This is a genomic window from Pedobacter zeaxanthinifaciens (assembly GCF_003313335.1).
GTDB lineage: Bacteria > Bacteroidota > Bacteroidia > Sphingobacteriales > Sphingobacteriaceae > Pedobacter > Pedobacter zeaxanthinifaciens.
The window spans coordinates 19,658-32,006 of record NZ_QMHP01000004.1 but is presented as its reverse complement, the minus strand read 5'-3'; the positions used below and the strand labels follow the sequence as shown (position 1 = coordinate 32,006).

The window sequence follows — 12,349 nt, the reverse complement described above, 5'->3', positions numbered from 1 at the left end:
TAGACATGTTAAAAAGGCGAATATTATGGATAGATAGCTTGAAAGGGATACTAATCCTACTTGTTATCTTGGGGCACTGTATACAAGATGCCGACAAGAATTATTTGCAAAACACTTCATGGAACCTAATATATTCGTTTCATATGCCAATGTTTATGGCATTAAGTGGTTATGTGACTTATCCATTAAAGGGAGAACCTAGTGTTAACCTAAAAAAAAGAGCTAAAGAGCTGCTCGTACCTTTTTTTTCTTGGACATTTATTATAGGATTATTTAGCGGAAATCCATTTTCTCGGATTTATAACGCAATACTTTATCCTGATTTAAGTTACTGGTTCATATGGGCGTTATTTTTTATAATTTTTTTGTTCTCTATCGCTTACAAGATTTCAGAGCTTATAAAAATAAAACCAGAATATATGATAGTAGTAACAGCCACTATTCTTTGTATCGTTATGATTTTATTGGAATTTAGGCTTTTTGGATTTCAATTTATCACCTACTATTTTATCTTCTTTTCGTTAGGCTATTTTATAAAAAAACATATATCATTAAATTTTCGAAATATCTTATTCATATTATTGATATTTACTTTATGGCTTATGGGCGGTATTTTTTGGAATATGCATGCGCTCCCGCCATTTCTAGACAACATTCCTTATGTGCCAAAAAGCTTATTAATATATGTTTACCGATTATCCGTAGGCATTCTTGGTGTATTTCTTTTATTCATTATTAGCCCACATCTTTTTAATAAAGATTCCAAATTGAATAGAGCTTTAGCTATTTTGGGTTCTTGGACTCTAGGAATTTATATAGTTCACTTAGCTATTCCGTTCAATAAGTTAATGATAGCTGACGCTCCTTTAATAGTTAATGTTATTTATCTTTTCTTAGCCCGCTTAGTTATATCTGTGGCAGTAGTTAAAATTATTTCATTAGAAAAAAACTTGTCAGTTATATTATTGGGGAAGCGTAAATGAAAAGAATTGATTTCATAACCTCTCTCTTTAAACTTGGAGTGCTTTTGCCGCTATCTAAAATACCAAAGGATTTTGATTGTATTAATATATTAGATTTTGGAGCAGACAGCACCGGCAAACGAGATTCAACTGATATTATTCAAAATGCAATAAATAGAGCAAGTAAAATTAGAAAGAGTGTATTTATACCAGCTGGAACATTCTTAATTACCAGAGAAATTAGGTTGCGTACCCAAACTCATTTATTTGGCGAAGGCCATAAATCTGTCGTAAAACAGGCCTTTAAAACAAACGGGGAACTAAAATCGATTTTTAGAGCCTCCAATATTACCGATTTTAGAATTGAGAAGCTAAATATTCAAGGCAGTGGAATTAGTAATGAAAACTCTACCGTCGGGATAATTTGCGAAAGTAGCTTACGTGGCGTAATTAATCGTTGTTATCTATCAAATAATTACATAGGTATTCTAATTTTTGGATTACTCCCTAAAAAACCTTGCAATAATATTCATGTTATAGAAAATATACTTACTGAGATTGGATTAAATGGAATAGCCGCTAACAATAACGGCAACAACATTAATATCTCTGACAATAAGATTATAAATTTTGGAAAATTAGCAACTTCCAAAAATATTGGCGGCGGTATAGAATTTAGAGGCGGCTATAATTCAAAGATTAACAGAAATATAATTCACAGTACAGACGCTGGTGATCTTGGTAGCAATGATGCAATTAGAATTGAAAACTCTAGTGAAAACGACCTTGCTGTAAAGGATATTGAAATTTATAAAAATAGCCTAAGCAACATCAGTGGTTTTGGAATTAGACTTCAATTTGTTAGCGAAGCGTTGGTAAGTAACAACTCCATCTCGAATAGTAAAGCGGGTGGGATTTTACTTTTAGGAAATGATAAATTAAAACACTCGTCAAACAACAATCATATCATAGAAAATTCGATTAAGAATATTGCCGACCAATTTGCAATTAAAATTGAGGGAGACAGTAAAATGATTTGCAATAACAATTTAGTTAAAAATAACTCAATTAGTTATTGCAGGGATGGGGTGACAATCTATAATGGGAACAATAATGATATATTTTATAACAGCTTTTATCAACTGTCTGGAAGTGCAATATATCATTATAGTGGTTTTGGAAATAAGATTAGAGAAAATAAATTCTACAAGTCACATGGTTCTATCATCTTAATAGGCGGAGACAGCCTAAAAATTGAATCCAACACCTTCTCCTTGACTAAAAATCAAGATATATATGTAGACGCGAAAGCTAAATTTATTACTATAAACCAAGAAAATTTAAAAGCTATTACATTAATAAATAATAGCCCCACTACGAAGATATTGTAGCTAACAAATTGGCTTTAAAAGCTTCAAAGGAATGATGAATATCATAAAAATGCTTACCTTCTGCAGCCAATTCATTGATTTTCACTTCGGATGAAATCAATTCTTCAAATTTTAATTCGTAATCTTGTTGGGACTCGCAGAATACACCCCCTTTAATTTCATTGTCAGCCGTGTAAAAGGATATAAATGGAAGTTGAAACTTTATTGCTTCAATAAGAACTAGTGGTGCAAAATCATTTTGGCTTGCAAAAGCAAATAAGTTACTATTTTTAAACATAGATACGATAAAGCTATCTGATTTATCATATAACACATCTACCCTATCAGCCAAATTATGATTTTTTACCATTTTCTCTAACCCATCGGCATACTTGGTTTTTTTACTACCCACCAATGTTAAATGAAAATTAAATTTTAGACATAGCCTTATTAGAAACTCTTGATTTTTTATTGGCTCATAATTAGAAAGGCAAAAAACTTTTGGCTCCTGTAAAAGGGCATACTTTGCAATGAAAGTATCATCGTCACGATTTACTTGAGTCTGATTTCTTTCATTAACAGGATTCTTGATTACAACTCTTTTCTCCTTATTAAAAATTCGTGCATCGAAACATCTAAAGTGTGTAACATTATTTGTAAGTGTAATTAAAGTATTGGTATTTGACAAATAGTTAACTATCTTTTTCTTCTCCCCTAAATATTTGATGTCCCTAAGTACCTTTTTTATTCCTTTTATATTTGTACTGAATGATGTACCATGGCTATATAAAACTACGCTACCCTTTATTGACTTGATATTTTTATAAAACAAAGTTGTGGTCCAAGTATGCCACGCGTGAATTATATTTACTGCCCCGGCAGAATCATGAGCTACCAAATCTCGATAAAATCTTGAAACATCCGGCCCATTTACCGGGGATATCCAAGTACCGGCACCTTTTATCTGGTAAGTAAGTACGTTTTCTGAATATTTCGGCTTACCACCACTTTCCGTAAATACATTTACTTCAAAACCTAAATCTAATAAAGCTCTTACATTCAACTGCACTACTACCGATAAACCATTAACTGCCGGATAATATGTAGACGAAAAAACATTTACTACATGGCGCTTGATTATCATATCCCAATAGTTTGTTGTCCATCAAACATGATGGAAAGTAAATCTTTATCTCTCTCTTTGAACTGCTCCGTAAAAACGTAATTTATTGTACTACCTACAGATAACTTACGTGCACATATTGAAAATGTACTATTCCCCAAGAAAAACTCATGAAATAATGAAATCAGATAAAATTCTTCTATATCAGTCAAATTAAATTCATTAACAAACAATACCTGTAAGCTGAATTGCTTTAGCATCATTTTTGCGTATTCGACATCATCAGTGAAACAAACCATCTTCTTCTCCTTGTTGACGAAATTTTCGATTGACTCCAAGAATTTTTTGTTATTCAATTCGTCTTTCCTATCTGTTCCTCTAATATGCATTCCAACATAGTCTTTAGAGATTTGACCGCTTTCTCTTTCCGCTGTAGTTGTTAAAAAACTAACCTTTTCTAAGAAGTTAGATTTGACGTCTTCAACAGAAAAGTAATCTACCATACTTCTGCCTAGCTTTTCGCAAACTTGTCTAGAAAAAAACTCTTTTTTTTGAAAATATCCATCTAGAATCAAAATTCTAGATGGGTTATTGTTGTCATTTTTAACAAAAAGATTAATTTTTGCTAATACATGCAGCAAATATTTATTGATATACCATTTGTTATCTACGATAAAAATCTCATCATGGTAAGAATAGATAAATGGTTTTAGGCAAAACTCTCTCGGAACGGCGAATTTTTTTAAATTTCCAGTATACAGGTATGTCTTTTTGCTTTTATTTAAAGTTAATGCAGCGGCTAATTGAAAAAGCTGGTTTCCTAACCCCCCTTTTAAATTCAGTATCATTTGTTATGTAAAGTAAATTTTCCGAAAAATAATATAAATGGAAGTATAATAATACCCCATATAGTTAATATAATGGGTTGATATAAACCAAATACCATAACAAATAATAGTAAATGCTTTTGGAATTTGAAAATTCGATTTTCAGATTTTAATCCGAACATTAAACCAACGTAAATACCAAAGATCAGTATTCCAAAAATACCTAAATCTAAATAAATGGGATAAAAGTTAGTTGAAAAGGCATTAATAAATTGACCGTCCAAAATAGAAGAATAATACCCCTCACTCAATGCTAAGTTCTTTTCTTCCCATCCGTAGCTTATTGTTCCTGAGAACTTAGTAAGTACCGTTTTTACGAGAAAAAAAATGAATGCCAAAGAATTAAAGCTTATTAATTCACCATAAGGAGATATGTTCTTAGTAAGGTCCTCGAACATCACATATCCAATTATCTGATAGTTAAATATAACTTCCTCTAAAACACGAAAAGAAAAAAGATCACTAAGGTCTGAGGCCGCATCATTATTGAATGCTCGGTAAAATAATATCGCCTGTGCTGCTATAAATACCGTTATAATCACAAATACAATTTGTTTCCTTTTTATTTTGAAATAGTTTCTATATAAAACAAGAAAATACAGTACATATAAAATTGGAAAGCGTCCTAGCTTAATTACAGCGTCTAATATTAAAATAAGGAAACCAAGCCAAATATATCTTTTACTTATTCTATCATTAATATTATTACACACCAAGAACGTTATAGCGCAGATGACTAAAGGATAAGTAAAGATATTATAAAGGGTATATAAATAAGAAGACCCAAATAGGAACTCTGCACTTTCAAAAAGGTCATTCCTATATGTTAGGAAATTCTCTACTGAGAACATTTTCTGTAAAGCAAAAACTTGTGCTCCAAAAACTATTATGTAAACCCATTTAATTGCATGAACATAATTAAAGTTTATTTCAGAACTAAACTTGTAGCTTCTAAAAAAATAATATGAGAGATAAGTGGCTAAAAAGAAAACGACAAGTACAACAGTGGTTGTAGGTAAATACGCCGCTCGTATAAAGATCAGATACAAAAAAGGCACAGCGTACCAAAAAAACATACTGTTGACAGCCTTCTTATCAGTCATGCCTAAAAGTTTTAAGATACAAATACTTGCCCAACCTGGCCATTATCACGCCTAACAAACCGAAATATTTTGTAAGATATAGATGATGTTTAAAATATAACCGGAGTTGTGGTGCCCAGGTATATTGACCATTTAAATTTGTTAACCTAATTGAGTCAACTGATTCTTGTTCATAAAAAACAGAAGGATTATTAAAAAAATAGTGTTTTCTTTTACGAACCATATTCTCCAACAAAAAAACATAATCTTCAATAGCTACAAACTCCTCACTTTCTTTAAATGGAAGTAGTTCATTATTGTCAATGCAAACACTACTAAAAATGAACTTACTACCTTTAAATTCGGAATATAGGCTTACTATTTGGGTTTTTAACTTCGGAAAAAATAAGGCGTTGCCATTTACTAGTGCATTTGATGATAGAATTGCATTGTCAAGTTTTTTCTCCGTAATAAATTGATAATAGTTGGATAAATGATTTTCGTAAAAATAATCATCACTGTCGCAAAAACATATCCATTTTCCGATAGCTTTTTTCAGACCTAAATTACGTGGCTTTGCGGGGCCTCCAGAGTTGTTGGATGTTTGTAGGAAATGAATATCGTAGGAAGCCTCCAGCATATGTTTCTCTACCCAATCTTTCGTACCATCATTAGAACAATCGTCAACAATAATAACTTCGAAACTTTGGAAGGTTTGAAGTTCAATACGTTTTAACGCTTCTTTTAATGAGTTAATTCTATTGTAGGTGGTAATGATAATTGAGAAAAAAGGCGACACTATTTCAGTTTATGGTATGCTTCCAAATAAAATTTTCTATCCCAAATATTTATAATTGCTTTAAATTGCTCTCTAAAACAGAATTTATTATACAAGGCATTAAGCAAAAATGTATTTAGCAATTGAGTGATAACACTTGCAAAGCAGATGCCGTAAATACCAAATATCTTGATAAGTGGATAGTAGCATGACAAACCTATTGCAAATGACAGAAAAGATTTTCTTAAGATAACTCTTGACCTGTTAGTTATGATGTTTATTGCGTTATCAACAACACCCATAAAAATGAATGGCAAAGACATTCCGTAGATTAACAGATAGTATATAAACTTATCATAATCTCCATTCAGAATACTAAAGTACCGAAGGCAAAAAGCTAAGCTAACAACGCCGATATAGCAAGAAAATCCGGAAATAAAAAATAACTTATAAAATCCTCTTATATTTTTGGTCAACCCGAATTTGAGCTTCTCTCCAATCCAGTTAAAGATTAAATAATTTAATAGTTGACTTATAAATAAAGGGGCTGAGAAAAGACTTAGCATTAATGAGTATTCTCCAAGGTCTCGCTTATTAAAAAATAATGCAGTAACATAATGATCTACTTTCATAAATAAAATGATAACTACAGCATTAAACCCCAAATGTAAAATATCTCTAAAAATGGCACGCAAATACTCTAATTTGACGTTGAGAGCAAAAGAGATGGATAATTTCTCTCTGTTAAAGTAAAGATAAAAAGCATAATAAATAGATAATATTGCGTATTCAAGAATATAAATTGAAATAAAAAAATACGCCCCTTTATGTTGCCATATTCCATATACTTTAAAAGCTATCGTTATAATCTGTTGGCTATATTTGAAGTAAGTCAATTTTTTAAGTTCGTTCAACTTATAAAATGAAGTCTCAAAAATCTCAAATATTGAAAATATGCCAAATACAAAAAAGATTATGTATGGAACAGCGATATGAAAAGCTACAACCAATATATATGTGATTAAAAGAGCTACTATTGATATTGAAATCTTTACAACCAACAAATTAATGAAATCAGGTCTTTTTTTCTCAAGCAGATATTTTGGGAAATATTGGTCAAATCCGAAACCACTAAAGACCTGCAATACATTTAGAGATGACAAAATTAACATATACTGCCCATACTCCTCTACTCCCAGCGAATTCGCTATGAGCAAGCCGATATAAAAAGACAATAGTATTTTAACAATTTTCTCTACGAAAACGAGATAACCTTTCAAACTTTTATATACTTAAATACTTTCTTAGTATTGGTTTGATAAAATATAACCAGTAATTCCCAAATCTCTCTTTGGTTATAGTGGAATTAATAACACCGCTTATTTTGAATTGATCGTTGAAGGTTAATGGAAACAATAATTCCGTTGCTTCTATTTTGGAATATTTATCATCTGCTGAATAGTGTGTACCGTCTTCTCTAAATCCTACATTGCTAACCAAATTATTCTTAGGGATTATGTGCAAAGCATTATTTTTCCAACCTGTATATAGCCACTGATAATCCCATGTATCAATTTTTCCTGCTCTCACCTGTTGCAAATGCTTAAGCCAACTTCTTCGAGATATAAAATCGCTTTTAAAGTATTTACGTAAAACCGTTTTGATTTGATCATCAGTCTCTACGTTATAAGAATACTCCTTCCAAGCTCTGCGCCAAGTTGCCCACCCCCACATTAAATTGTAGGAGATGTAACCATAACTCTCTTTAATTTTATCAATTCCATTTGGGTTGAAACCATTTATCGAATATATAGTTGGATTATCTTTGTATCTAGTTAATAGCGTCTCGACAAAAGTAAAAAAAGAAAGATTTGGTCGGCAATCATCTTCAAGAATAACACCCATTTCTTCATTATTAAAAAACCAGTCTATCGCTGTACTCACTGCCAAACCACATCCTTTATTTTTTTCACTATATAAATATTTTACTTCACAATCCCACGGCAATTCACTGAAAACTTCTCTTGTTTCCCTACACAACATTAAATCTCTATCATTACCATCGCGAGGGCCATCTGCAGCGACATATAGTAACCTTGGTTTAATTTTAGCTAATAAATCTTTCAATCCAATCGCTAAATCTGGTCTATTAAAAACAATGACTAGTATGGGTATATTATACATTTATTAGCTAATTATATTTTGATACAATCGTTTAAAAATTAAAAATATGATACAAATTATTCCAAACATTACTGCACTCATAAAAGCATAAATAACTTTTGATTTAGCTTCCCTATATAAAGGAAATATAGGCTCATCTATTTTCTGTATCAATGGTGTTTCTTTCATCAATGATATTTTTGCTAACTCTAAGTTTTTAAGCAATTCACTTAAAATTGCTTTGTTGGCTTCAGCTGAAAATTGAGCTTTTTGTATTGGAGCAGCACGTTGCAACAACCTTGTTGGATTTAAATTTGGCGTTTCATCTGCCACCCTAGCTGCAGAATATATTTCACCGGTCATAACCAACCTAATAGAATCCGCTTTATGCTGTAAAATATCTACATTCTGTATCGACTTTTTAGTTTTAGTCTGTATGTAAAAATCGTTTACATTTTTCACTAACTCTTCATCGAATCGTTTTGCAAAAACCTCATCGCTGGATTTTACATCTACACGTATGATGCTTAATTTTTTATCAGGTTTGGTAACTGTGAGGTAAGATTTACCTATAGTTTCTACAATTTTGCCAATTATACTGTCTTTTAAACGTTCGCTTCTAGAATCAACGTCTTTTTTATTGATATCCGCGACAGTAAATTTCAAATTCTTTAGTTCTTGTTTCTCCTCCCACGCTTTTCTCATTTTATTTATTTCGAGAAATCTTTCTATAAGTGGTTCATTTTTAACACTATCAACCGGACTAAACAAGGTTTTTTGGATCATATTTCTCGATTTATAGAGCTCTAAAATATTATCTCCTTGAAAAACACCTCCGCCTCCACCACCTAAATCTATTCCAACCATAGACGCAAGCCCCGCATATTGACTAAGTCCACCACTCTTTTCTCCGCTTTCCAATACAAAAGTAGTAGTTGCCGTATAAATCGGCTTCTTTAAAAATGCGTAAGTTAAGCCTAAGCATCCACCTAAAAAACCAAATATGATTATAATCCACTTTTTGCCCCACAAATAGTTCCACCATTTTTTTATTCTAAAAATATTTTCCTTTAGCGAGATGTCGCTACTAGATACTATACTTTGTTCGAATTCACTATTCATAATTAACTAAATAATATTTGTTTAAGCAAGAAATATTTTGCTTTGATTTCTATTAACCATCGTGTTTTTATATATATTTTCTATAACCTTTACAACTTGAATCCCTTCATTCAAATATACATCTTGATTCTCCGAACCTACAATGGATCTAATTACATTATCAATAACTTGCTGGTGGTTCGAGGCGGAGCCTGTATAGCCACCATAATCATTGAAGTTCTCTTGATTTTTTAATTTGGGGTGCTCAATTCCTTCTACCTGACAGTATTCGATATTATTCATATATTGCCCGCCAATTTTTACCGTGCCTTTTTCTGCTAAAACAGTAATGCTACTTTCAAAATTATTTTGATACACTGATGTAGAATAATTAATGGAGCCATTACCTCCGCTCAACAATTCAAAAGTAACTATTCCAGAATCTTCAAACTCAGTTGTATCGCGATGATTAAAATTGAAAAATTTGGCATCAATGTTTTTGACATCTCCAAATATCCACAGTAACACATCTATAAAATGTGAAAATTGAGTATAGAGTGGTCCACCATCAAGTGCTAATGTTCCTCTCCAACTGCCTTTTTTATAATATCGATCATCTCTATTCCAGAAACAGTTCAATTGCAACAGGTGAATCTGTCCTAATTGCTGATTTACAACTAAATTCTTCAGCCACTTTATTACAGTAGAATATCTATTTTGTACAACGGGGAAAACCCGCTTTCCAGCTTTTTCAGCGGCTACTAAAATCTGCTCAGCATCTGCTAAATTTATAGCTACTGGCTTCTCTATTACTACATGTACCCCGTTGTTTAAGCAATCAATGGCTTGTTTGGCATGCAATCCGTTTGGCGTACAAATGTTTACTACATCTACTACTATGCCAGAGGACAAAAATTCAGCTAAACTGCTAAAATGCGGAACGTCAAATTTGCTTAACTGCAAACTTTCGCTACTTAGCGGATCAATTGTGGCAACTAACTTTGCGTCCGGATGTTCTTCAACCAATTCTGCATGTCTTTTGCCTATATGGCCACATCCTATGATTGCAAATTTTATCACTTCCGACATTACTTCAAGTTAATTAACTGATGGTTGATCACTTGATATTTTTCCCCGCTTTCGGTGCAAATAGCAATTTCATTTGTTTTGAAATCAAGCACACATCCAGTCTTACTAACCCAACCTTTCTGCTTAGCTGGATTCCCTATCATCAACGCATGTGGCTTTACATTTTTTGTTACTACTGCTCCGGCACCAATCATGGCATAACGGCCAATAGAAACACCACAAACAATAGTTGAGTTAGCGCCAATACTAGCACCCTTCTCAATATAAGTATCTGAAAATTCTGTTTTTCGCTCGATAAAGCTTCTAGGCACTTTTACATTGGTGAACACCACTGATGGCCCAACAAAAACATCTTCTTCTATTTTAACGCCCTTATAGATCGATACGTTGTTTTGTATCTTTACTCCGTTTCCGATAATAACACCATCGGCAACCATCACGTTTTGCCCTAAAATACAATTTTCACCTATCAGTGCATTGCTCATAATATGGCAAAAATGCCAAATCTTTGTCCCTTCTCCAATTTGTGCGCCTGGGTCAATAACCGCAGTTTCATGAGTAAAATACTTAGGCATCTCCGAAGAAGCTTTTAATATGCTCAATGATATAATCCTGATGAGTGAAGCTAAGTGCGGGGAAAATAGGTAATGCTAAAACTATTTGACAAAGTTGTTCAGCTACTGGAAAATCACCTTTCTTATATCCAGAAGATGCGAAAGCCTCTTGCAAATGATTTGGACTAGAATAATAAACCATAGTAGAAATACCCTTTTGCTCCAGATATTCTTTTAAGCTATTTCTTTGTTCGGACGTAGATAGTTTAATGCAATATTGATTAAAGCTGTGTTTTATATCAATGGTTTCGTTAGGAAGTGAGACTGGCAAATTACGCATCGCATCAGCATAGCGCATTGCTAATGCCCTTCTTTTTTCAATTTGCTGATTTAACACTTTCAATTGACAAATAAGAACTGCCGCCTGTAACGTATCCAATCTGGAGTTGATTCCGATGTACTTGTGTACATACTTTTTCTCCTGACCGTGATTAGCAAGCATTTTTATTTTAGATGCCAGCAATTCATCAGCGCTAAAAACCGCACCGCCATCGCCAAAACATGCCAAATTTTTAGTTGGAAAAAAAGAAGTACAACCAATGCTACCCAAGGTACCGAGTTGCTTGCCATTATATTCCCCACCCAAGGATTGGGCTACATCTTCAATAACTGGTACTTGATATTTATTTGCTATGTTTAAAATGGCATCCATTGAAGCGGCAGCTCCAAACAAATGCACTACAATGATAGCTCTTGTTTTAGAAGTAATTTTTTCTTCGATGCTGTTCGCACAGATATTAAAGCTATCTGGGTCAATGTCAGCAAAAACTGGAACAAGACCTAAATGGGCCACAGCCTCCGCCGCTGCAATAAAGTTAAAAGCGGGAACTATTACCTCGTCTCCTCGTTGCAATTCTAAAGCCATTAGCGCTAAGCATAGCGCATCTGTTCCGTTTGCACAAGGTATAACATGATTAACATTAAGATACGTTGCCAAATGTTGAGCGAAGAGCCCCACTTCTGCACCATTGATATAAGCTCCGCCCTCAAGTACTTTCTGCAATGCTTCATCAATTACAATTTTGTTTAAATTATAATTAGCAGACGCGTCAAAGAATGGCACTTTTAACTTATGACCGAGCATCTAGCTGTTTTAAATGAAAATATTTTAACATCAGATGAATGTTATTTTTTGAGAAGTTGGCAAAGCAATAGCTAGAGGCAAGTCTAAGAACCCCAA

12 protein-coding genes are annotated in these 12,349 nt (G+C 32.8%); 2 read left to right on the top strand and 10 right to left on the bottom strand.

Going from position 1 to position 12,349, the window contains the following annotated elements:
- Nucleotides 1–5 precede the first annotated feature (5 nt).
- Together DUT68_RS07310 and DUT68_RS07305 are read left to right on the top strand one after the other, a co-directional pair.
- Complete coding sequence (locus tag DUT68_RS07310) at nucleotides 6–983, top strand: acyltransferase family protein (RefSeq protein ID WP_113637117.1); 978 nt, start codon at nucleotides 6–8, stop codon at nucleotides 981–983.
- Nucleotides 980–2,353 (top strand): right-handed parallel beta-helix repeat-containing protein, encoded by a 1,374-nt coding sequence (locus tag DUT68_RS07305; RefSeq protein WP_113637115.1) that lies wholly within the window; start codon nucleotides 980–982, stop codon nucleotides 2,351–2,353. Before DUT68_RS07310 ends, DUT68_RS07305 begins: the two co-directional genes overlap by 4 nt.
- Here DUT68_RS07305 and DUT68_RS07300 read toward each other — a convergent pair.
- Genes DUT68_RS07300 through DUT68_RS07255 form a run of 10 tightly spaced genes read right to left on the bottom strand, consistent with a single transcriptional unit; the run spans nucleotide 2,337 to nucleotide 12,253 of the window.
- Entirely contained in the window at nucleotides 2,337–3,476 is a 1,140-nt protein-coding gene (locus DUT68_RS07300) for a glycosyltransferase (RefSeq protein ID WP_113637114.1), read from the bottom strand. The two genes, DUT68_RS07305 and DUT68_RS07300, sit on opposite strands and share 17 nt — an antisense overlap.
- Nucleotides 3,473–4,303, bottom strand: coding sequence for an alpha-1,2-fucosyltransferase (locus DUT68_RS07295; protein WP_113637112.1), 831 nt, complete (start codon nucleotides 4,301–4,303; stop codon nucleotides 3,473–3,475). The genes DUT68_RS07300 and DUT68_RS07295 overlap by 4 nt, the downstream gene beginning before the upstream one ends.
- Nucleotides 4,300–5,445 carry an O-antigen polymerase gene (locus tag DUT68_RS07290; RefSeq protein ID WP_113637110.1) on the bottom strand — a complete coding sequence of 382 codons (1,146 nt, stop codon included), beginning with the start codon at nucleotides 5,443–5,445 and terminating at the stop codon, nucleotides 4,300–4,302. Before DUT68_RS07290 ends, DUT68_RS07295 begins: the two co-directional genes overlap by 4 nt.
- Complete coding sequence (locus tag DUT68_RS07285) at nucleotides 5,438–6,223, bottom strand: glycosyltransferase family 2 protein (protein WP_157960794.1); 786 nt, start codon at nucleotides 6,221–6,223, stop codon at nucleotides 5,438–5,440. The genes DUT68_RS07290 and DUT68_RS07285 overlap by 8 nt, the downstream gene beginning before the upstream one ends.
- Entirely contained in the window at nucleotides 6,223–7,482 is a 1,260-nt protein-coding gene (locus DUT68_RS07280; RefSeq protein WP_113637106.1) for an oligosaccharide flippase family protein, read from the bottom strand. Before DUT68_RS07280 ends, DUT68_RS07285 begins: the two co-directional genes overlap by 1 nt.
- A gap of 4 nt (nucleotides 7,483–7,486) precedes the next feature.
- Entirely contained in the window at nucleotides 7,487–8,386 is a 900-nt protein-coding gene (locus DUT68_RS07275) for a nucleotide-diphospho-sugar transferase (protein WP_113637104.1), read from the bottom strand.
- 3 nt (nucleotides 8,387–8,389) lie between these two features.
- On the bottom strand, nucleotides 8,390–9,487 hold the full coding sequence (locus DUT68_RS07270) for a Wzz/FepE/Etk N-terminal domain-containing protein (RefSeq protein WP_113637102.1): 1,098 nt from the start codon (nucleotides 9,485–9,487) through the stop codon (nucleotides 8,390–8,392).
- A 21-nt stretch (nucleotides 9,488–9,508) separates the two neighbouring features.
- Nucleotides 9,509–10,555, bottom strand: a complete 1,047-nt coding sequence (locus DUT68_RS07265) for a Gfo/Idh/MocA family protein (RefSeq protein ID WP_113637100.1) — start codon at nucleotides 10,553–10,555, stop codon at nucleotides 9,509–9,511.
- The gene (locus DUT68_RS07260) at nucleotides 10,555–11,130 is read right to left on the bottom strand and encodes an acyltransferase (RefSeq protein ID WP_113637098.1); all 576 of its coding nucleotides are present in this window, start codon (nucleotides 11,128–11,130) and stop codon (nucleotides 10,555–10,557) included. The genes DUT68_RS07265 and DUT68_RS07260 overlap by 1 nt, the downstream gene beginning before the upstream one ends.
- On the bottom strand, nucleotides 11,123–12,253 hold the full coding sequence (locus tag DUT68_RS07255) for a DegT/DnrJ/EryC1/StrS family aminotransferase (RefSeq protein WP_113637096.1): 1,131 nt from the start codon (nucleotides 12,251–12,253) through the stop codon (nucleotides 11,123–11,125). The genes DUT68_RS07260 and DUT68_RS07255 overlap by 8 nt, the downstream gene beginning before the upstream one ends.
- Nucleotides 12,254–12,349: the final 96 nt, after the last annotated feature.